Annotated in this window: 18 protein-coding genes and 1 pseudogene; 5 read left to right on the top strand and 14 right to left on the bottom strand. The window is 72.5% G+C overall.

Annotated features, from left to right (window positions below; all coding sequences use genetic code 11):
• Positions 1 to 107: 107 nt before the first annotated feature.
• The 4 genes from ACI379_RS16110 to ACI379_RS16095 all read right to left on the bottom strand — a co-directional run bounded on the left by ACI379_RS16110 (position 108) and on the right by ACI379_RS16095 (position 4,346).
• Entirely contained in the window at positions 108 to 1,841 is a 1,734-nt protein-coding gene (locus tag ACI379_RS16110) for an ABC transporter ATP-binding protein (protein ID WP_439793128.1), read from the bottom strand.
• A gap of 85 nt (positions 1,842 to 1,926) precedes the next feature.
• Positions 1,927 to 2,574: a pyridoxamine 5'-phosphate oxidase gene (gene pdxH, locus ACI379_RS16105; protein ID WP_439793127.1), complete on the bottom strand. Its 648-nt coding sequence runs from the start codon at positions 2,572 to 2,574 to the stop codon at positions 1,927 to 1,929.
• Positions 2,571 to 3,098, bottom strand: a complete 528-nt coding sequence (locus ACI379_RS16100; protein ID WP_439793126.1) for a hypothetical protein — start codon at positions 3,096 to 3,098, stop codon at positions 2,571 to 2,573. Before ACI379_RS16100 ends, pdxH begins: the two co-directional genes overlap by 4 nt.
• Positions 3,099 to 3,107: 9 nt before the next feature.
• Positions 3,108 to 4,346 carry an MFS transporter gene (locus ACI379_RS16095; RefSeq protein WP_439793125.1) on the bottom strand — a complete coding sequence of 413 codons (1,239 nt, stop codon included), beginning with the start codon at positions 4,344 to 4,346 and terminating at the stop codon, positions 3,108 to 3,110.
• 112 nt (positions 4,347 to 4,458) lie between these two features.
• Here ACI379_RS16095 and ACI379_RS16090 point away from each other — a divergent pair, with 112 nt between their 5' ends.
• Positions 4,459 to 5,562, top strand: coding sequence for a citrate synthase 2 (locus ACI379_RS16090; protein ID WP_439793124.1), 1,104 nt, complete (start codon positions 4,459 to 4,461; stop codon positions 5,560 to 5,562).
• A gap of 87 nt (positions 5,563 to 5,649) precedes the next feature.
• Here ACI379_RS16090 and ACI379_RS16085 read toward each other — a convergent pair whose 3' ends face one another.
• From ACI379_RS16085 to ACI379_RS16070, 4 genes are all read right to left on the bottom strand, one after another.
• Positions 5,650 to 6,264: a hypothetical protein gene (locus tag ACI379_RS16085; RefSeq protein ID WP_439793123.1), complete on the bottom strand. Its 615-nt coding sequence runs from the start codon at positions 6,262 to 6,264 to the stop codon at positions 5,650 to 5,652.
• Between the two features lie 79 nt (positions 6,265 to 6,343).
• A complete protein-coding gene (locus ACI379_RS16080; protein ID WP_439793122.1) occupies positions 6,344 to 6,853 on the bottom strand; it encodes a GNAT family N-acetyltransferase in 510 nt (169 codons plus the stop codon).
• 128 nt (positions 6,854 to 6,981) lie between these two features.
• Positions 6,982 to 7,692: a hypothetical protein gene (locus ACI379_RS16075; RefSeq protein WP_439793121.1), complete on the bottom strand. Its 711-nt coding sequence runs from the start codon at positions 7,690 to 7,692 to the stop codon at positions 6,982 to 6,984.
• Complete coding sequence (locus tag ACI379_RS16070) at positions 7,689 to 8,957, bottom strand: hypothetical protein (RefSeq protein WP_439793120.1); 1,269 nt, start codon at positions 8,955 to 8,957, stop codon at positions 7,689 to 7,691. The genes ACI379_RS16075 and ACI379_RS16070 overlap by 4 nt, the downstream gene beginning before the upstream one ends.
• A 374-nt stretch (positions 8,958 to 9,331) precedes the next feature.
• Between ACI379_RS16070 and serC the strand changes: the two genes are divergently transcribed.
• Entirely contained in the window at positions 9,332 to 10,456 is a 1,125-nt protein-coding gene (serC, locus tag ACI379_RS16065) for a phosphoserine transaminase (protein ID WP_439793119.1), read from the top strand.
• Positions 10,457 to 10,532: 76 nt separating this feature from the next.
• Here the strand turns inward: serC and ACI379_RS16060 are convergent, their stop codons facing one another.
• Both ACI379_RS16060 and ACI379_RS16055 read right to left on the bottom strand, forming a co-directional pair.
• The gene (locus ACI379_RS16060) at positions 10,533 to 11,420 is read right to left on the bottom strand and encodes a hypothetical protein (RefSeq protein ID WP_439793118.1); all 888 of its coding nucleotides are present in this window, start codon (positions 11,418 to 11,420) and stop codon (positions 10,533 to 10,535) included.
• Positions 11,407 to 12,627 carry a class I SAM-dependent methyltransferase gene (locus ACI379_RS16055; RefSeq protein WP_439793117.1) on the bottom strand — a complete coding sequence of 407 codons (1,221 nt, stop codon included), beginning with the start codon at positions 12,625 to 12,627 and terminating at the stop codon, positions 11,407 to 11,409. The genes ACI379_RS16060 and ACI379_RS16055 overlap by 14 nt, the downstream gene beginning before the upstream one ends.
• A 108-nt stretch (positions 12,628 to 12,735) precedes the next feature.
• Between ACI379_RS16055 and ACI379_RS16050 the strand changes: the two genes are divergently transcribed.
• Both ACI379_RS16050 and ACI379_RS16045 read left to right on the top strand, forming a co-directional pair.
• Positions 12,736 to 13,617: a hypothetical protein gene (locus ACI379_RS16050; protein ID WP_439793116.1), complete on the top strand. Its 882-nt coding sequence runs from the start codon at positions 12,736 to 12,738 to the stop codon at positions 13,615 to 13,617.
• Positions 13,618 to 13,627: 10 nt separating this feature from the next.
• Positions 13,628 to 14,920, top strand: coding sequence for a hypothetical protein (locus tag ACI379_RS16045; protein WP_439793115.1), 1,293 nt, complete (start codon positions 13,628 to 13,630; stop codon positions 14,918 to 14,920).
• A gap of 79 nt (positions 14,921 to 14,999) precedes the next feature.
• Here ACI379_RS16045 and ACI379_RS16040 read toward each other — a convergent pair whose 3' ends face one another.
• Positions 15,000 to 15,890, bottom strand: a complete 891-nt coding sequence (locus tag ACI379_RS16040; RefSeq protein ID WP_439793114.1) for an NUDIX hydrolase — start codon at positions 15,888 to 15,890, stop codon at positions 15,000 to 15,002.
• Between the two features lie 32 nt (positions 15,891 to 15,922).
• Between ACI379_RS16040 and ACI379_RS16035 the strand changes: the two genes are divergently transcribed.
• Positions 15,923 to 16,939: an acyltransferase family protein gene (locus ACI379_RS16035; RefSeq protein WP_439793113.1), complete on the top strand. Its 1,017-nt coding sequence runs from the start codon at positions 15,923 to 15,925 to the stop codon at positions 16,937 to 16,939.
• 211 nt (positions 16,940 to 17,150) lie between these two features.
• Here ACI379_RS16035 and ACI379_RS16030 read toward each other — a convergent pair whose 3' ends face one another.
• From ACI379_RS16030 to ACI379_RS16020, 3 genes and pseudogenes are all read right to left on the bottom strand, one after another.
• Positions 17,151 to 17,987 (bottom strand): lysophospholipid acyltransferase family protein, encoded by an 837-nt coding sequence (locus ACI379_RS16030; protein ID WP_439793112.1) that lies wholly within the window; start codon positions 17,985 to 17,987, stop codon positions 17,151 to 17,153.
• A gap of 4 nt (positions 17,988 to 17,991) precedes the next feature.
• The gene (locus ACI379_RS16025; RefSeq protein WP_439793111.1) at positions 17,992 to 19,227 is read right to left on the bottom strand and encodes a geranylgeranyl reductase family protein; all 1,236 of its coding nucleotides are present in this window, start codon (positions 19,225 to 19,227) and stop codon (positions 17,992 to 17,994) included.
• Between the two features lie 521 nt (positions 19,228 to 19,748).
• A pseudogene (locus ACI379_RS16020) lies at positions 19,749 to 21,075 on the bottom strand (DNA-directed RNA polymerase subunit beta'); the annotation flags it as partial.

The raw sequence follows: 21,075 nt of genomic DNA, 5'->3' as shown, positions 1-21,075 counted from the left end.
CTTCTGACCTACCATGCCCCCGCCGGGGCCGTGCCCCGGTCCCCCGGTGCGTACGACCCGCTCGGTGGTCTTGAGGTCCCCGCTGCGGGCCGGGGTCGACTGCTCGCTCATGCCGCCTCCGCCCCGGTGCGCTGGGAGGAGACGATCTCCGCGTACGTGGGGCAGTCCTCCAGCAGGGACGCGTGGGTCCCCTGTCCGACCACCCGTCCGTCGTCGAGGACGACGATCAGGTCGGCGTCGCGGATCGTGGCGACCCGCTGGGCGACCACCAGCACGGTGGCGTCCGCGGTGACGGGCTTGAGGGCCGCGCGCAGCCGGGCGTCGGTGGCCATGTCGAGCGCGGAGAACGCGTCGTCGAACAGGTAGAGGGAGGGGCGCCGGATCACCGCGCGGGCGATCGCCAGACGTTGCCGCTGACCGCCGCTGACGTTGGTGCCGCCCTGGGCGATCGGCGCCTGGAGCCCCTCCGGCATCGCCTCGACGAAGTCGCTGGCCTGCGCGATCTCGAGCGCCTCCCACATCTCCGCCTCGGTGGCGTCCGGCTTGCCGTGACGGAGGTTGTCGGCGACCGTTCCGGAGAACAGGAACGCCTTCTGCGGGACCAGACCCAGGCTCGCCCACAGGGTCTCCGGCTCGGTCTCGCGCACATCCAGGCCACCGACCCGTACGGAGCCGCCGGTCACGTCGAACAGGCGCGGGACCAGGTTGACCAGGGTCGTCTTGCCGGCACCGGTCGAGCCGACCACGGCGACCATCTGGCCGGGCCGGGCGGAGAAGGAGACGTCGGCCAGGACCGGGGCGTCCGCACCCGGGTACGCGAAGGTGACGCCGACGAGGTCGAGGTGGCCCGGCTGCGGCTGCACGGTGGCTCCGTCGACCGGCGGCACCACGGACGAGCTGGTGTCGAGCACCTCGCTGATGCGTTCGGCGCAGACGGCCGCGCGCGGCAGCATCATCAGCATGAAGGTGCCCATCATCACCGACATCACGATCTGCATGACGTAGGAGATGTACGCGGTGATCGCGCCCACCTCCATGGCCCCGGACTCGACCCGGTGCCCGCCGAACCAGATGACGCCGACGGTGGCGACGTTGGAGACGAGCAGGACCACGGGGAACATCGAGGCCATCCAGCGCCCCGCCGTGACGGAGACCTGGGTCAGGTCGTCGTTGGCCACGGCGAAGCGCTGCGTCTCGTGCCGCTCACGGACGAACGCGCGCACCACGCGGACTCCGGTGATCTGCTCGCGCAGGAGCCGGTTGACCTCGTCGATGCGCGACTGCATCTTCTGGAAGCTCGGCACCATGCGGGTGACGATGAAGCCGATCATGACGGCCATGACGGGGACGACCACGGCCACCAACCACGACAGTCCCACGTCCTCGCGGATCGCCATCACGACTCCGCCGACCATCATGATCGGGGCCGTGACGAGCAGGGTGCCGCCCATCAGCACCACCATCTGCACCTGCTGGACGTCGTTGGTCTGGCGGGTGATGAGCGAGGGTGCCCCGAACTGCTGGAGCTCGCGGGTGGAGAACGCACCGACCCGGGCGAAGATGGCGGCGCGCAGGTCGCGGCCGAAGCTCATCGCCATGCGGGCCGAGAACCACACGGCCGCGACCGTGCAGAGCGCCTGGCCCAGCGCGACGGCCAGCATGACGCCGCCGCGGCGCCAGATGTAGCCGATGTCGCCGGTGACGACGCCGTTGTCGATGATCTCGGCGTTGAGGCTGGGCAGGTAGAGCATCGCCACGGTGCCGAGGAACTGCAGGGCCACGATCGCGAGCACCGGCCCCCGGTAGGGCTTGAGGTACTGGACCACCAGTCGGAAGAGCATCCGACCTCCGTTCGCGCACTCGGCCCCGCACACGCTGTGGGCCGACCTACGAGAGTAGCCGGTTGGTTGCTGCTGGCAACCGCTTTCAGGGGGCCAGGCGCACCAGCGACCACGCGCCGTCGACGAGGTCGTACCGCAGCCGGTCGTGCATCCGTCCGGGACGCCCCTGCCAGAACTCCACGGCGTGCGGACGCACCCGGTAGCCGCCCCAGTGCGGCGGGCGCGGCACCGGCCCGCCCTCGAACCGCTCCTCCGCCTCGGCGTACGCCTGGGCGAGCGCCGCACGGCTGGCGACGACCTGCGACTGCCCCGACGCCCAGGCGCCGACCTGCGCGCCCCGCGGGCGCTGGGCGAAGTACGCGTCCGCCTCGGCCGCGTCGACCGCCTCGGCGGTCCCCTCGACCCTGACCTGCCGCTCCAGCGGGTGCCACGGCACCAGCAGGGAGCAGCGGGGGTTGGCGGACAGCTCCCCGCCCTTGCGGGAGGCCTGGTTGGTGTAGAAGACGAACCCGTCGGCGTCGTACGCCTTGAGCAGCACCATCCGCGAGGACGGCTGACCCTCGGAGGAGACGGTGGAGAGCACGATCGCGTTGGGCTCGTGGACGCCGGCCGCGACCGCCTCCGCGAGCCACCTGGAGAAGAGCGCGTACGGCTCGTCGGTGGCCTCGGGCAGGTCCAGTCCGCCGCGGGCGTACTCCTCGCGCAGCGCGGCCAGGTCGAGGTGCCCGCTCACAGCTGCGCGAACCCTCGTGCGCTGGAGCCGGAGTCGTCCAGGTGGTCACCGAGCTTGGCCAGCGCGGAGCCGACCCGCCCCAGCGTGCCGGCGATCTCCTCCATCGCCTCGGCCAGCGAGGAGAGCTGCGAGGTGGTGCCCCTGAGCTCCTCCGCAGCGCCACTCAGCCGGGCGGCCGGCTTGTCCATGAGCGGCACCTTGGCCGTGGCCTCGGCGGCGTCCAGGACACGCTCGGCGCCCTTCTCGACGGAGTCCAGGATCGCGCCGAGGGCCTTCGAGGCATCCGCCAGGACCCCCTGGATCCCCTCCTTGCCGTCGTCGCCGACCAGCTGGGCGGCGGCGGCGCGGGCCTGCTCGCCCGCCCCGGCCAGCGCGCCCGCGAAGGACTCGAGGAAGTCGGGCAGCTTGGCGAGGTGCTTGAGGGCGTCGGCGTTGTCGACCAGCAGGTCGAGCAGCTGCGGCAGCTCACCGCCCTGCGCGCCGAGGCGGTCGTCGAGACGGTCGATCAGTGCTCCCCAGTCCATGACGGGAGCCTAAGCGCTGTGGGTCACCTTCTGCGCGGCTGCCGGAAGGACGGACGGGAGCCGCAGGACCAGCGCCGCTCCCACCGCGGCGACCACCACCAGCACCCACCACACGGAGAACGTCCCGTGGGCCAGCAGCCAGGTGAAGGCGGCCGGGGTCACGGCACCGCCGACACCCCAGGTGAGCTGCCCGAGCCCGAGGTAGCGGCCGCGCAGGTGGTCGGGTGCCGCCTCGGCCGCGGTGGCGTTGAGGACCGGTCCCCCGAGCAGCTCGCCGAGCGTGTAGACGGCCGTCCCCACGAGCATCGCGGCGACCGCCACCCACACCGGCACCAGGCCGGCGAGGACGAAGACGGCGTACCCGGCGACGAACATGACCTGGGCCAGCGCCATCATCCGCGCCCGCTGGCGCCCGTCCATCCAGCGCACCACGAGCCCCTGGCCGAGGCCGACCATGACGGTGTTGAGCGTGAACATGAACCCGACCAGCCAGCCGGGCAGCTCCAGCACCTCGGAGGCGTACACCGGCAGCGCGTAGTTGAGCACCATGACGCCCACCACGAACCCGAACTGGCCGGCGACGAGTCGCAGGTACGGCCGGTCGCGCAGCACCACGCCCCAGCCCGACCCGGGGGCCGTGGTCGCGGGCGCGTCCGCGGCGGGCTCGGGACGGTGGTCGGGCACGTCGAGGAGCAGCGCGAACGCGACCAGGAACGCCGCCGCGTTGACCACCACCACGACGTGGAAGGCGGTCACCGAGCCGATCTGCAGCACCACGCCGGAGGCCAGACCGCCCACGGCGAACCCGAGGTTGCGCAGCGCCTGCAGGAACCCGAACCAGGTCTCCCGCTCGCCGGGCCTGGTGATCGCGGTGACCACGTTTCCGTACGCGCCCCAGAACGCCTGGCGCCCCACGTTGAGCAGGACGGTGGCGGCCGCCACGGCCCAGAACTCCTGCACCCACAGGTACGCCAGCATCCCGACCGCCTGGACCAGGTTGCCGACCAGCAGCAGGTTCTTGCCGCCGAAGCGGTCGACCAGCGAGCCGATGACGAACGAGGCGGGGATCGCGCACAGCGCCGACAGGGAGACCGCGGAGCCGATCTGCACCAGCGACAGGTCGGTGGTGGCGAGGAAGTAGAGCAGCGTCAGGGGCATGAACAGGCCGCTGCCGACGGTGTCGGTGACGATGGCGGCGACGAACCTGCGGTGCTCGCCGATCCGGGGGAATCCGAGGGCGGCACGCATGGTTGAAACCTACGCGAAGTGGTCCCCGGCCCCGACAGGGGCACAATGGGGGCCGACGCCCGTGCGGCCGAAGGGCCCGGGGGTCACACAGCCCGCGCAAAGGAGCGTACCTATGACCGAGGTTCACCACGGACTGGAGGGCGTCGTCGCCTTCGAGACGCAGATCGCCGAGCCCGACAAGGAAGGCAGCGCACTGCGCTACCGCGGCGTCGACATCGAGGACATCGTCGGCCGCGTCCCGTTCGAGAACATCTGGGGCCTGCTGATCGACGGCTCGTACACGCCGGGTCTGCCGGCCGCCGAGCCGTACAACCTGCCCGTCCACACCGGCGACGTGCGCGTCGACATCCAGGCCGCCATCGCCATGCTCGCCCCGGCCTTCGGCTTCGGCCAGACCTACGACATCACCGACGAGCAGGCCCGCGAGGACCTCGCGCGCGTCGCGGTCATGGTGCTCTCGTACGCCGCCCAGTCGGCCCGTGGCCTGCACCAGCCGGTCGTCCCGCAGAAGATCGTGGACGAGGGCGCCACGCTGGCGGAGAAGTTCCTGATCCGCTGGAAGGGCGAGGCCGACCCCAAGCACATCAAGGCGATCGACGCCTACTGGTCGTCGGCGGCCGAGCACGGCATGAACGCCTCCACCTTCACCGCCCGCGTCATCACCTCCACCGGTGCCGACGTTGCCGCCGCCTTCTCCGGCGCCATCGGCGCGATGTCCGGCCCGCTCCACGGCGGCGCCCCTTCCCGCGTGCTGGGCATGATCGAGGACGTGGAGCGTCTGGGCGACGCCCGGGCGTACGTGAAGGACCTGCTCGACAAGGGCGAGCGCCTGATGGGCTTCGGCCACCGCGTCTACCGCGCCGAGGACCCCCGTGCCCGCGTGCTGCGCCGTACGGCCCGCGAGCTCGACGCCCCGCGTTACCAGGTCGCCGAGGCCCTCGAGCAGGCCGCGCTGGCCGAGCTGCGCGAGCGTCGTCCCGACCGCGTGCTGGAGACCAACGTGGAGTTCTGGGCGGCCATCGTCCTGGACTTCGCCGAGGTGCCGGCCAACATGTTCACCTCGATGTTCACCTGCGCCCGCACGGGCGGCTGGTCGGCGCACATCCTGGAGCAGAAGAAGACCGGCCGCCTGATCCGCCCCTCGGCGATCTACACCGGTCCGGCCTCGCGTCCCGCCTCCGACGTGGACGGCTGGAACTCCGCCTGGGGCAACTGACCCGAGCACGGTCGACCCCCGTGGCCACTGGCCGCGGGGGTCGTCGCGTCTCCCGCTGGCGTGCCCGGCGGTCGAGCCCGGCGGGACCTAGTCGCTCTGCTGCGCCAGGTACCAGCTGGTCTCGCCGCGCGCGGCCCGGCGGACCAGCGAGACGTGCACGTGGTCGCGGTGCCGCAGGGTCTTGGAGCACGTCCGGCGGCTCTTGCACGACGAGCTGAGGTAGTCCTTGGGCTCGAAGTCGTCGTACGCGGCCCACATGCGGTCGTTCCAGATGACGTACATGACGCCCATCCGACGGGCCAGCGCGTGCGGGTTGCCGTCGGCGTCGGTGGCGAACAGCTCGTCGAGCATCGCGCGGGCCAGTCGCCGGTCCTTCTTCTTCGCGGCGTCCAGCATCCAGTCGAAGGCGCGCGACTCCTTGTGCTCCGAGCGGCTCGACCCGGCGCACGCGCGGCTGATGGTGCCGTACCCGCCGCCGCGTGCGGTGAGCCAGTCGGCCAGCAGCAGGATGCCGGCCTTGGGCTTCTTGATGCACCTGGTCTGCGGCTGGTAGCCAGCGTACGGCTCCACGGCCGTCGGGTACGTGACGTCGTCGGCCGCAGCGGCAGGCGAGGTGGCGCCGACCTGCAGTGCGAGCAGCACGGCCAGGACGGCCGCGACCACGGTGTGCGCGCCGAGTCGCGCGCCGGGGTGTGCGAGCACCGTTCAGTCCTTCCCCAGACGTCACTTGCGTCACCGACCGTACGAGCCGCTCGCCGCGCCTGTCCGGGCGTTGTCGGAACTACAGGTCGGTAGTTCGCAGCGCCTTGGCGAAGCACCGCGAGAGCGGCTGGTCGGCGTGGTAGCCGAAGTTGGGGATCGCGACGTACCCGCTCGACCCGTACAGGGCGATCGCCTCGGGCTGGGCCAGCCCGGTCTCCAGGACGACGGTCGCGATCCCGGCGGCCAGGGCCGTCTCCTCGACGTGGGCGAGCATCCGGCGCGCGTACCCGCGGCCCTGGTGGCTGGGGCGGACGAACATCCGCTTCACCTCCGCGCACGGGCCCTGCTCGACGCCGGCAGGCGTACGGTGCCGGCGCCACGCGCCGCTCGCGACCGGTTGCCCGTCGACGCGACCGACGAAGAACTGCCCCGTCGGGTCCTCGAACTCCGCCGGGTCGACCGGCGACTCGTCCCGCCCGCCGTACCGCTCGACGTAGACCAGCTGCACCTGCTCGACGAGGTCAGCCGCGTCGGGGTGCGTGATGGGCACCCGCACGATCTCGAGCTGCCCCGGCGCCTGCGTCTCCACGGGGTGAACTCTAGGGGGCTGGGTCCCACGCGCCCCACTGGTGCTGCGGTTTCCCCGCCAAGGCGGGGAAACCGACGTGCTGGGGGCGTTGCAACCCCCACAACAGGTCGAAGTCCCCCCATCGACCTTCACGTCGGCGGCAGCGGCCAGGTGTCCAGCAGGTCGCCGGGCGCCAGGCCGAGGGCCCGCTCGATGTCGGCGGGGGCGGTGTGCTTCAGGTGCTCGGAGATCGACGCGGTCAGGTCGTGCCAGTAACCCCGCAGCGTGGACTCCGAGAGGTGCATCCGCTGGCTCATCTCCGCGTACGTCAACCCGCGGGCGCGACCGGCGAGCACCTGGCGCTGGCGGTCGCTCAGCAGGGTGAGGCTGCGCCGGCGTACGAGGACCTCGAGCAGCCCGATCACCGACGGCGGCACCACCATGTCGCCTGCCGCGACGTCGGCGAACGCCTGCTCGGCCACCTCGATCGGCTCGGCCTTGGACACCGCACCCCGCGCCCCGGCGGCGAAGCAGGCCGCGAGCACCCAGCGGCGCTCCTCCTGCGAGTACACGCAGACCCGGTACCCCGCCTCCACCAGCACCCGGATCGCCGCGATCCCCTGGGCCGCCGACGGCTGCGTCTGGTTGACCAGGTGCAGGTCCAGCACCACCACGTCGACCTCGGGGCGCCGCGCCACCAGGTCCTCCACGTTGGGGTGCACCGAGACCAGCTCGACCGCCCGGACCAGGTCCGGCAGCGCGCTGCGGATCACCGTCGCGTCGTCGACCAGCGCTGCTCGCACGCGCCCGACCTCCTGCTCGGTGCGGCCCGTCCCCGACGACGCGTCCGCTGCGCTCATCGTGCCTCACCCCGCCCCGTACGCCCCGGAGCGGGGGCCAGGACCTCGGCGGGCTCCCCTCGCCACGCGCCACTCATCAGCACCGTCGTCCCGGCGCCGACCATCGACTCGACGCTCACCGCGACGTCGTGCAGCGCCAGCTGGGCACGCACCACCTCGCCGAGGCCGACCCCTTCGTCGGTCGCGTCCACGTCGAACCCCTCCCCGTCGTCGTGCACGCTCAACGTCCACGTGCCGTCCTCCTCGTCGAGGTGCATGACGACGCGGTTGGCGCCCGCGTGGACCCGTACGTTGAGCAGCACCGACGTCAGGGCCGCCGCCATCGCCTCGCCGGCGGCACGGGTGAGGCGTACGTGGGCCCCGAGGTCGGTGAGGGTGTCGATGCGCAGGTCGGGGAAGCCGGCGGCCGCGCGCTCCACGAGCTCGGCGAGCACCTCGGGCCGCCCCTCGCCCACCCGCTCCCCGTTGAGGTAGCGACGCATCCGCTGGGTCTCCTCGAGCGCCTGCTCGCGGAGCGCCTCCTTGACCGCCTCCGAGAGGTCGTCGCGGGCCATCAGCGACATCAGCGCGGCACCGTTGTGCATGGCGGCCTGCGCGCGCCGCTCCTCCTCGCGCCGCGCCAGCTCGGCCGCGCGGGCCCGGGACTCGTCGGCGATCTCGGCGATCCGCGTGGCGTAGCGGAAGGCGGCCCGGATGAGCGTCGGCAGCAGGATGAGGGTCAGCAGGTTGCCCGCGATCGTCTGCAGGTCGCCGTTGCTCGTGTCCGGCAGGACGAACCACAGGTCGACGGAGATCAGGGTCACCATGACGGCGCCCCACAGCCGCCACGACGGTGCACCCGCGGACCCCATCAGCACCGACAGCGCCCAGCTGGCCTGGAAGCCGATCCACGTGCCGACCCGGTCGGTCTCGGCGACCGCGACGCTGCCCAGTCCGAACAGCGCCAGCGCGAACGCGGCGTCGACCAGCATCATGCGGTTGCCGGGCGGGCGGCGAGTACGCCACACGACCACGCACAGCACCAGCGACGAGACCGCCGCCAGGATCCACGTCAGCAGCGCGACCGGCGGGTTCGGGGACGTACGCACGGCGAGCGTGAACGACGGCGCCATCTGCGCGAGCGTGCCCAGGCGCAGACCGGCGAGCAGCAGCGCGATCACCCACCACAGGCTGTCGCGGGTCGACCCACCCGCGGCAGGGTCGACGAGCGGGCGCAACCGGTCCCTGAAGTGCTCCGTGCTGGCGCGCAGCGCGCTCCCGGCCACCGGTCCACCTCCCTCGCCGTCGACCCGCGCTCCAGACGCCGCGGGTCCGTGTCATCCCCAATTGTGCGGATTCGTTGGTTCCACCTCCAGCACGGCCCACGCCAAACTGTCCCCGGCGCGCTCTGCGCGCCAGCGGCACGCGGGCGGGGGCCCGTGGTCGCGCCGGTCGACTGGACCCCTTCTCGGGGCACGGTTCCGGGGAAGGGCTGTCACAGGGGAACGGCCCTTCCCAGACCCGGTTCCGCGCGCCCCGACGACCGCCGTACGAACGGCTGGGACCCCGAGGATTCGGGTGGGCGAGAATGGCAGTGACACAATGGCGGTGCTGACAGCGTCGTCAGGTCAGACTCCCGATCGCTCCGAAAGGAATCGGCGTGAACGACGCCATCAAGATCCCCAGCGACCTGCTCCCCGCCGACGGCCGTTTCGGCGCTGGTCCCTCCAAGATCCAGACCAGCCACCTCGACGCTCTCGCCGCCACCGGCGACACGCTCATGGGCACCTCGCACCGCCAGGCGCCGGTGAAGAACACCGTCGGCCGCGTGCGCGAGGGCCTCGCCGCACTCTTCTCCCTGCCCGAGGGCTACGAGGTCGTCCTCGGCAACGGCGGCGCCACCGCCTTCTGGGACATCGCCGCCTTCGGCCTGGTCCGCAACAAGTCGCAGCACCTCGCCTTCGGTGAGTTCTCCTCGAAGTTCGGTTCCTCGGTCAAGAAGGCCCCGTGGCTCGCCGAGCCGACGATCATCACCGCCGAGCCCGGCTCGCGTCCCGACGCCGTCGCCGAGGAGGGAGTGGACGTCTACGGATGGGCCCACAACGAGACCTCGACCGCCGTCATGGCGCCCGTGGTCCGCCCGGCCGGCATCGACGACGACGCGCTCGTCCTCATCGACGCCACCTCGGGTGCCGGCGGTCTGCCGGTCGACCTCAACGAGGTCGACGCGTACTACTTCGCCCCGCAGAAGTGCTTCGCCTCCGACGGTGGCCTGTGGATCGCGGCCATGTCCCCCAAGGCGCTCGCCCGCGCCGAGGAGATCGCCGCGACCGACCGCTACATCCCGCCGTTCTTCTCGCTGCCGACCGCGATCGACAACTCCAAGAAGAACCAGACGTACAACACCCCGTCGGTGGCCACGCTCTTCCTGATGGCCGAGCAGCTCGACTGGATGAACGCCAACGGCGGTCTGGACGGCATGGTCGCCCGCACCACCGCGTCCTCCGACGCGCTGTACGGCTGGGCCGAGCGCACCGACTACACCACCCCGTACGTCCCCAAGGCCGACGACCGTTCGCTGGTGATCGGCACCATCGACTTCGACGACGCCATCGACGCCGCCGTGGTCGCCAAGGTGCTGCGCGCCAACGGCATCGTCGACACCGAGCCGTACCGCAAGCTCGGCCGCAACCAGCTGCGCATCGCCATGTACCCGGCGATCGACCCCGCCGACGTCGAGCTCCTCACCCAGGCGATCGACCACGTGGTGGCCCAGCTCGGCTGACCTCACGCACCACCCTCGATGGGCCGTCGCGATCCTTCGCGGCGGCCCGTCGTGCTGTGCCTGCCCCGCGGACGGCTCAGCCGAACGGGTGCAGCGTGAGCCGCAGCAGCTCCACGGCATCGGCGACGGCGGTCCGCGCGGCCACCACACGGGGCACCGCTACGCGCAGCACCTCGGTGTGCACGCCCTCGCTCGACAGGAGCAGCGTGTCGCCGTCCGCAGCGACCGCCTCCCCCTGCCGCTGGCCGGGCAGCGACCAGCGCTCCACCTGCTCCAGCTCGGGGTAGGAGTAGACGACGGCGTCGGTGTACGTACGCACCACGAGGTGACGTCCGTCCGCCAGGAACGCCCCGTCGGTGACCAGGCCGGTCACCGACCCGATCTCGGTGAGGTCGTTGACGCGGTCACGCCGCAGCCGCTGGGGCGCGAGCAGGACCTTGCCGGAGAAGATCGACTTCGTCACCAGCGCCAGGCGTCCGTTGGTCGGGTGCACCAGCAGGGCCTCGACGTCCTGGGGGCCCTCAGGCAGACGCAGCCGGTACGTGGGGGCGTCCACCGTCCGATCGCCCTCCCCCACGGGCACGCGGGCCACGAGCACCTCGTCGCGCACGCGCCGGTTGTCGCCGGTGTCGGCCACCCACACGTGCCCGTCCCCGGCCGGGCCGAGGGCCTCGACGTCGACGGCCGCCTCGCCCCAGGTGGTCACCCCGACCGTACGGCCGGTGCCGGGATCGACGGTGAACACGCGGGCGGCGTCGCCGGAGTCGTTCGTCGTGACGACGTGGTCGCCGACGACGGCCAGACCGCTGGACTCGGCGATCTCGGGGTCGGCGAAGGAGAAGGCCACCTCGCCGGAGGGTTCGGCCTGCGCAACGGTGGAGGCGCCCACGGCGAACGGCACAGCGACGACCGCCGCCGCCCAGGCGGAGGTCAGGGACCTGCGGGGACGCTCAGTCCCCGGCACCGTCCGCCTCCAGCAGCTCGCCCAGCCGGGGTCGCAGACCCCACGCGCCCACGAGGGTGTCGTACTCGGCCCGGGCCTCGCGCGCGGACCGGCCGCCGCCCGTACGGACCGCACGTAGCAGCGTGTTGCGGGGCGTGTGGGCGGAGTCGACGAACTCGACCACGTCGACGCGGTAACCGACGCTGCGCAGCAGGCTGGCGCGCACCCCGTCGGTGAGGGTGTCGGCGAGGCGTTCCCGGAGGATCCCGTGGCGGGTCAGCATGCCGTACGGCTCGGGGACCTCGCCGCCGCGCAGCTGGGCGGCGATGTCGTGGTGGCAGCACGGGGCGGCCAGCACGACGCGCGCCTGCCAGGCCACGGCCCGGGCGAGGGCGTCGTCGGTGGCGGTGTCGCAGGCGTGCAGGGCCAGGACCACCTCGGGCGCGGGGTCGAGGACGGCTCCGTCGATGGTGCCGACGACGAAGTCGGCCTCGATGCCGAGCTCGGCGGCCACGGCGCTGTTGTGGTCGGCGGACTGCTGCTTCACGTCGACGCCGGTGACGCGGACGGGCAGCCCGAGGGTCTCGCTGAGGTGTAGGTGCGCGGCGAACGTCAGGTAGGCGTTGCCGCAGCCGAGGTCGACCACGCGCAGCGGGTCGGCGGACGTCGGCCGCCGCAGCCGGCCCGTCTCGAGCGCGTCGCGGACCGCGGCGTCGAGGAGCCGTACGAACTCCTCCACCTGCCGGTACTTGTCGCGCCGCGTCGGCTTGACCCGGCCCTGCGCGTCGGAGATCCCGAGCGCCCGCAGGAGCGGCGAGTCCTCCGGGATCAGGCGGTCCTTGGCGCGGTCGTGCTCACGGACCACCTCGACGGCCGCCGTGCGTCGCTTGGACGAGGCGACCGCCTCGCCCTTCTTGGTGACGCGCATCTGGTGGGTGAGCTCGGTGGTCTCGACGTGGGCGTTGCCGAAGGGCATCGCCAGCAGGTCGTCGACGGCCGCCTCGGCCGCGGCGCCGACCGCGTGGTTGCTCGTGTGGGCCTGGGTGGCGTCGTACGCCACGACCTGCAGGTGCCGGCCCGCCTTGAGGTCGACGTAGCGCAGCTCGACGCGGCGCCACTGCGGCTCGCCGGTACGACGGCGTCCCGACAGGACGCCCTTGACCAACCCGTCCGCCTCCAGCAGCAGCGCCCGGACCTGACCGAGCGCGGTGTCGAGGGGCAGGCTCACCGGAGCACCGCGGCGAGGACGACGATCACCAGCAGAGCCCCCAGGGCCACCGGGATGACGAGACGACGGTGCCGCGGGTTCATGGCGCCGATCCTAGACTTCGGCCGCATGAACCCTGCATTCAGCGACGACTCGGACGCCACTGACCGGCAGGGCCCGCAGCGGGCCGTCGTGGTGGGTCGCCTGAGGCCCCACATGCTGCCGCTGCTCGCCCGTGACGTCGGCTCCGCGCTCGTGTGGGCCAGCGTGGACGGCTGGACGGTGCTGCGCCTCGACGAGGCCGGGGCGGACCTGCGCGGGCACGCGGTGCTGCGCGACGAGGTGCCCGTGGTGACACTGCACCGCGACGGGCACGGACGCTGGATCGACGTGGTGACCCACGTCGGCGTCCCGCCGGGGACCGTGCTCTCCCCCACCGGGGAGCCGCCTCTGGAGCCCGACGAGGTGCCGGGAGAGTCGGCGGCGCGGGTCGCCGCCTCGCGCCACTTCGCCCACCTCGACGTGGTGGCCGTGGCCGCGGCGGTGGAGAGCCCCGACGACGAGGGCTGGTCGGCTCGAGTGCTCGCCGCGCTCGGACTGCCCGTGCTGGCGGCGGACGTCCACGAGGGCCGTACGGAGCTGCCCGGAGCGGTGGCCGTCGAGCCGATGGGCGTCGGCGGGGCGATCCGCGCGGCGGTGCGGCAGTACGAGGACGCCCCGCCCGACGAGGTGGCCCGACGGGGCGCGCTGGGACGGTGGCAGGGCGCGGTCGCTGCGCGGCCGTCACTGGGCCTGCTGACCGCGCTCCCCGAGGCTGCGCTGGGCCTGCTGGGCCTGTGGTGGGTGGCGGGCATCGACGACCGCGCGTGGTGGCAGTGGCTGGTCGGCGCGCTGGCGGCGCTGGCCGTCCTCGACGCCCTGGCCGACACCGTCGCCCTGGGTCGCCGCCCCAGCCAGCGGCGAGCAGCGTCACACCCGCGCGAACAGGCGTCGCGGCCGCCCGGTTCCTAGACTGGTGTCCATGTCTGCCCGCGTCGCGACCGTGTCCGCCGAGACCCCGTCCAAGGACGGTGTACGCGCCGAGCAGGCGTGGCTGCACCCGGCCGGCACGGAGCGCTTCGACGCCAGCGCCGCGTTGGCGTACCTGCGGGCGGCGGGTGTCCTCGCCGCCGTGCAGGCCGGTGCCGTCGAGCCCGGCGAGCCGGTCGACGCGGTGTTCCTGCTCGACGACGACGACCGCGTCATCGTCGTCGAGGACGGCACGGTGACCCGCGGCGAGTCGATCAGCACGTTCGGTCCCCGGATGGCGGCCGAGCTCGGCCTGGGTGTGGAGACCGGCGAGCACCAGTTCACCGACCCGCGTCAGCTGGCCGTGGTCGACGCCGACGTGACGAGCGACGACGAGGCCACCCACGACGAGGCCACGGACGAGGAGGCCGGTGGCTGCGGCGACGGGTGCTCCTGCGGCTCCTTCGACCCCACCGGGCTGCCCGGCGACGTGCTGGTGAGCCACAAGGTCGACAGCTTCCTGCCCGTGCTGGCCCACCACGCCGAGGCCGGGCTGGAGCACGCATGGGTGGACGGCTGGAACGTGGTGCGCTTCGACCGCGCCTGCGTCGACCTCTCCGACGACGCCTGGCTGCCGCACGAGGTGCCCGCGGCGGTACTCATCACCGACGGCGAGACCCGGTACGTCGAGGTGCTCACCGGCTGGGGCGTCTTCCCGGGCGAGATGCTGACCCGCCTGCTCGACCTGACCCCGACCTTCACCACCGCCGAGGTGGACCACCGCTTCGTGCCCGGTCTGGCCAACCTGCACCTGCTCCCCGACTCGGACCTGCGGCGGGTGCTCAACTCGCCACACTTCCGCGACCGCGACGCCGGGGCCGTGGCGGAGGCGCTGCAGAGCGCCCCGGACGAGTTCTGGTCCGCGCGCGTGCTGACGACGCTCGGCCTTCCGGTGCTGGCGGCCGACGTCCACGAGGGCCGCTCCGACCTACCGGCGGCGCGCCGCGTCGAGGCCCGGTCGGGCCTGCGCTCCCTGTTCGACTCCGTCGTCGGCTACCACGAGGCGGGCGAGGAGGAGGTCGCGCGCCGCACGCCGTTCGGCAAGGCGTACGCGTGGGTCCAGGCCCGCCCCGCCGTGGCCGGCACCCTGTACGCGACCGAGACCGCGACCGCGGCCGTGCTGCTCGCCCGGGCCAACCGCCCCGGGCGCTCCCGCTGGGCCCGCACCGGCGTACGGACGCTCGCAGCCACCCTGCTCCTCGACGCCGCCATGGGCGTCGCGCTGCGGTCCCGCCGCCGCGACTGAGGCCGTCCACCCGGTCTGCGGTGGTTCCGTGTCACCTGGTGGCGCGCAACCACCGCGAACCACCGACGCCACCGCCCCCTCAGAGCCGCTCGAGCGCGAACCTCACGACGTCGAGCACCTCGACCCGCCCGGCCAGGACGTCAGCCACGTCGAGCCAGGCGACCTCGGCGGTGCTGGCGTCCGAGTCGGGGCGCTGGGTCCCCGGCTCCAGCGGCTCCACGGAGGCCTCGTGCACGAGGTGGATGCCGTGGTAGTCCTGCAGCTGACCGCTGGGGGCGGTACCGACGAAGTGGGTGTCGTGGACGCCGAGCAGGCGGCCGGGCGTGCACCGCATCCCCGTCTCCTCCTCCACCTCGCGCACGACCGCCGCCTCGGGCGCCTCACCGTGCTCCACGCCGCCACCGGGCAGCGTCCACGAGCCCGGGTGGGCGGAGTGCTCGGAGAGGCGCGTGAGCAGGACCTTGCCGTCCTGGACGACCGTGGCGTACGCAGCCACGCGCTGCAGCCGCTCCACGCCTCGCCGGGCCAGCGCGTCGACGACGACCACGGCGATCGGCACCCGGCCGGCCCGTACGTCGTCGAGGCTGTGCCAGCGGGCATCCACGGTGGACCCGTCGACCTCCATCACCTTCGGCTCGGGGGCGTCGCGCGGCACCCAGGCGTCGTACACGATCCGCAGGGCGTGGAAGTCGGTGACGCGGCCGTCGAACTCGGCGTCGGGGCGGTGCGAGCTGAACACGTCGGGCCGCTCCCCGACCTGGGCGTCCAGGCCGGTCTCCTCCCAGATCTCCCGGACCAGGCCGTCGCGCGGCGCCTCCCCGTGGTCGAGTCCCCCGCCGGGCAGCGTCCACAGCTCGGACCGGCTGATCCGCGGCGCCAGGCGCGAGAGCAGGATCTCCGGACCCGTCGCCGTCTCCCTGAGGAGCACTGCGTACGTCGCCACCCGTTGCCTGCGTGTTGGACCGCTCATGGGGACCAACCTAGTTGGGTACCCTCGACGCCGTGTCCGCCCCGTCCCGCGATCCGTGGCTCGACAACGCCAAGATGGTGCTCGTCACCCTGGTGGTCGTCGGCCACTCGTTCGGGCTGTTCCACGGCACCGACGAGACGCGGCGGGTGTACGACTTCCTCTACTTCTGGCACATCCCCGCGTTCGTCTTCATCAGCGGTTACCTGTCCAAGTCGTTCACCTGGTCGCGGCCCAAGCTCGCCAACCTGGTGCAGACGCTGCTCATCCCGTACCTGATCTTCGAGCCCGCGCTCGTGCTCTACCGCCGCGCACTGGGCGAGGACCCGCAGCGGCTGCTGTGGATCGAGCCCAACTGGGCGATGTGGTACCTCATCGTGCTGGTCGGCTGGCGCCTGCTGACCCCGGTGCTCAAGGCGCACTGGATCATGCTGCCGCTGTCGGTCGTCGTGAGCCTGCTCGGCGGCTGGTGGGACTCCGACCTGCTGATGTTGCCGCGCCTGCTGGGTCTGCTGCCGTTCTTCACGCTCGGGCTGTGGCTGCGCGCCGACCACCTCAAACGGCTCGACGACTGGGTGGTCCGCGTCGCAGCGGTGGTCGCGATGTACGGCCTGTGGTACATCGCGCCGTACACGGACGAGTGGACCCGCACGGCGCTGCTCTGGTACGACGCCGGCTACGAGGGGATCGAGCTGGACCCCCTGATCGGCTTCCAGGCCAGACTGGCGGTGATGGGGCTCGGCCTGGTGGGAACCTTCTCGGTGCTGGCGCTGGTGCCCCGCCGCTCGCTGGGGTGGTTCACCTCCATGGGGTCGGCGACGCTTGTCGTCTACCTGTTCCACGGGTTCGTGGTGAAGACCGTGCTGTGGGCCGGCTACCCGGAGTTCAGCGAGGCGCACCCCGAGCTGGCGTTCCGTCTGGCCCTGGTCGGCGCGGTCTGCGTCGCGCTGCTCCTCGCCTCGCCGCCGGTCCGGAAGGTCCTCGGGCCGCTCACCGACCCGGTCGGCTCCGTACGACGGTGGCGCGCCAGATCATCCGCGTCGGCGTCCTGACCGGCACCGTGCTGGACGCCTCACGCTCGGCCCGCACCGCCGCGCAGTGGTCGCGTCACCCGTCGGCGTGGGGCCCGGCGCAGTGTGTTGAGGAGCGTCTCTCCGTGGCGGGCGCGCCGGTCGCGCCGAGGCGAGGTGGACCGTGCCGTCGGTTGCCACGGGTGACCCTAGGGAGTCCAGGTCATCCGGACTCGTCCCCGGGACGGCTGTCTCAGCAGTCCTGGGGGCCCCACGTGGGTTGCACGGCTGAGCGCGGCAGCACGTCCCACTCGCGTGCCTGCGCCCTGGTCAACGCGTCGCCACCCAGGTGGGCCGGGTACCACGGCGCCCACTCGCCGGGGCGCGGACGGTGCTGGGGCTGGCCCTGGAGGCCCTCCAGCATCCCGGTGAGCCGCTCCCCCAGCCACCGGGTCCACTCCGTGAGGTCCGCCGTCGGCGGCACGAGCACGGGCTCTCCGAACACGACGTCGACCCGACGACCCCGCGTACGGTCCAGGCCCAGCTCACGGCCGTCCTCGTCCAGCGGCCACACCCCGTAGATGCGCTGGCTGCCGAAGATCGCCGCCGGCACCACCGGCACACCGGTCTCCCGGCCCAACGCCGCCACCCCTCGCATCAGGCCGCGCACGGTCAGCGAGTAGCTGATCCCCGCCTCGGGGAAGACACCCACCGCGTGCCCCTGACGCAGCAGGGACCGCGCCCGCAGGTACGCGGCGGCCGGCGCGTCCCGGTCGACGGGGATGTGACCCATCGCGTCCATCACCGGCCCGACCCCGGGCGCATCCCACACGTCGGCGCGCGTCATGAACCGCACCCGACGGTGTCGGCGCCTCAGCGCCCGCTGGAGGAAGACGAAGTCGACGTACGAGACGTGGTTGGCCGCGATGATGACCGGCCCCGAGGTGGGGACGTGCTCGGCCCCCTCCCACCGCGTACGCACGGCGAGCCCGGCGAGAGCCGTACGGCCGATCCCGTTGACGAGGCGGTAGGTGAGGTCGGCGGGTGTGCGGACCCTGTCGGCCGGCACCCGCAGTGTCGGCCGACGCACGGCCTCAGCTGAACGGGGGACGCGCGTCGCGCGCGATGGAGCGGGCCCCGGCCCACCTCCACACACGGGCGGAGCGGTCGCGGTCGGCGTCGTCGACGAGGTTGCCCATCCAGCGCAGCGCCAGCGTCATCAGGAAGTCCGAGCGCATCCCGGGCGGCCCCAGGGTGGCGACGACCTTGGGGACGGTGGCGATGCCGGCGAGGCGGCGGGCGATCGAGAACGCCTCGCCGTAGTGCTCGACCAGGGTCGCGCGCCACGCCTCGCCGAGGCTCTCCTGGGAGGCCATCATGTCGGCGACCAGACGGCCGGTCTCCAGGCCGTAGTCGATGCCCTCGCCGTTGAGCGGGTTGACGCAGCCGGCGGCGTCGCCGATCAGCGCCCAGTTGGGTCCGGCGACGTTGCTGACCGCACCACCCATCGGGAGCAGCGCGGAGGTGACCATCCGCGGCTCGCCGCTGAGCTTGAACTCGTCACGGCGCTGGTCGGCGTAGAAGCGCAGCAGCGGCTTGACGGCGAAGTCGGCCGGGCGCTTGGCGGTGGCCAGGGTGCCGACGCCAACGTTCACCTCGCCGGTGCCCAGCGGGAAGATCCAGCCGTACCCGGACAGCAGGTCGCCGGCCTCGTCGCGCAACTCGAGGTGGCTGGAGATCCAGGGGTCGTCGCTCATCGTGGAGGTCATGTACGACCGACCCGCCACGCCGTACACGGTGTCGCGGTGCCACTCGCGGCCCAGGACCTTGCCCAGCGTGGAACGCACCCCGTCGGCCACCACGAGACGACGACACGCGATCTCGAAGGTGCCCTCGTCGTTCTTGAACACCACGGCGGCGACCTTGCCGCCCTCCATGCGCACGTCCACCGCACGGGCGCCCTCGACGCCCGTGGCGCCGTCCTTGAGCGCGACGGAGCGCAGGTGGTCGTCGAGCTCCGTACGCGCCACCGCCGAGCCCCAGCCGGGGTGGTGCGGACCGTTCCACGGCAGGTGCAGGACCTGGCCGAAACCGTGCGCCCGCAGCCCCTGGTTGACGGTGTGCGACCGCACCCAGTCCTCCAGACCGAGCAGCTGCAGCTCCGCGATCGCCCGCGGCGTGAGCCCGTCCCCGCAGGTCTTGTCGCGCGGGAAGACGGCAGCGTCCACCAGGACGGTGTCGAGCCCTGCGCGGGCGCTCCAGGCGGCCGCGGCGGAGCCGGCGGGGCCGGCGCCGACGACCAGGACGTCGGTCGAGGTGGGGATGCTCACCCCGGCATTGTCGCAGCGTCGCTCAGTAGTGCCCAACCGGCGTGGGAGGTGGGTGGGTGGACGTCGCGCGGGCCGGGTGGGTGGGCCTCGCGCGGCCAGTGGTGGACCTCCCCCGCCGGTGTCCCCAAATCGGGTCAATCGCCCCAATTTGGGGTCACCGGGAGGGGCCATCCACCTCACCCGACCCACCGCTCCCACATCGCGGTCGTACGCACATGCCCCCAGAACTTGGGGACACTCGGAGAGGAATGGCAGCCCCCAGAACCTCTCCCAGCGACCCCAACTTCGGAGCTCCCTCCCCGAGTGACCCCAAAGTGGGTCAATCGCCCCCATTTGGGGTCAGTACGGACCACGCTCCCCTCCTGCCCCAGCACCCACTGACCCCCAACCCAGGTACGCACCAGCCGTCGCGCTCCCGCAGCCCCCACGTCCCAACCGGCCACCGCGTGTGCCCGGGTACGGCGACGGCCCCGCCCCCGCCGGAGCGGGGACGGGGCCGTCGGTCGGCCGTGGGACGCGACTCAGTTCTGGTAGGAACCGAAGTCGAAGTCGTCCAGCGCGACGGCCTGCGACGACGGACCGAAGTCGTAGTCGTAGGCGTCGTAGCCGGTCACCGAGTAGGCGGCGGCGCGCGCCTCCTCGGTGGGCTCCACACGGATGTTGCGGTAGCGCTCCAGACCGGTACCGGCCGGGATCAGCTTGCCGATGATCACGTTCTCCTTCAGGCCACGCAGGCTGTCGGAGCGGCCGTTGATCGCGGCGTCGGTGAGCACCCGGGTGGTCTCCTGGAAGGAGGCCGCCGAGAGCCACGACTCGGTCGCGAGCGAGGCCTTCGTGATGCCCATGAGGACCGGGCGGCCGGAAGCCGGCTTGGTGCCCTCGGAGACCGCACGGCGGTTCTCCTCCTCGAACCGCACCCGGTCGACCAGGTCGGACGGGAGCAGGTTGGTGTCACCGGACTCGATCACCGTCACGCGGCGCAGCATCTGGCGCACGATGATCTCGATGTGCTTGTCGTGGATGGCCACACCCTGCGAGCGGTAGACCTCCTGCACCTCGTTGACCAGGTGCTCCTGGGCACGGCGGACACCGAGGATGCGCAGGACGTCCTGCGGGTCCTCCGTACCCTGGGTCAGCTTCTGGCCGACCTCCACGTGGTCGCCCTCGGCGACCAGCAGACGGGCACGCTTGGAGACCGCGTACTCCTGCACCTCGGAACCGTCGTCGGGCGTGACGAGCACCTTGCGGGTCTTGTCGGTGTCCTCGATCTGCACGCGGCCGGCGGCCTCGCAGATCGGGGAACGGCCCTTGGGCGAACGAGCCTCGAAGAGCTCGACGACGCGGGGCAGACCCTGGGTGATGTCGTCGGCCGACGCCACACCACCGGTGTGGAAGGTACGCATGGTCAGCTGCGTGCCGGGCTCACCGATGGACTGGGCGGCGATGATGCCGACCGCCTCACCGATGTCGACCAGCTTGCCGGTGGCCAGCGAACGGCCGTAGCACTTCGCGCAGGTGCCGGTCCGGGCGTCGCAGGTGAGCACGGAGCGCACCTTGACCTCGGTGACACCGGCCTCGAGCAGCTCGGCGATCTTGACGTCGCCGAGGTCCTCGCCAGCACCGGCCAGCACCTCGCCCGTGCTCGGGTGGAGGATCTCCACCGCGGAGGTGCGGGCGTACGCGGAGGTCTCCACGTTCTCGTGCTTGACCACGCGCGGGCCGTCGGCGCCCTGGATCAGCTCGCCGATCGCCTTGGGCAGACCACGCTCGGTGCCACAGTCGTCCTCACGGATGATGACGTCCTGCGACACGTCCACCAGACGACGGGTCAGGTAACCCGAGTCGGCG

It is taken from the genome of Nocardioides sp. (assembly GCF_051876515.1).
Classification (GTDB): Bacteria; Actinomycetota; Actinomycetes; order Propionibacteriales; family Nocardioidaceae; genus Nocardioides.
This window is presented reverse-complemented; position numbering and strand designations above follow the sequence as displayed.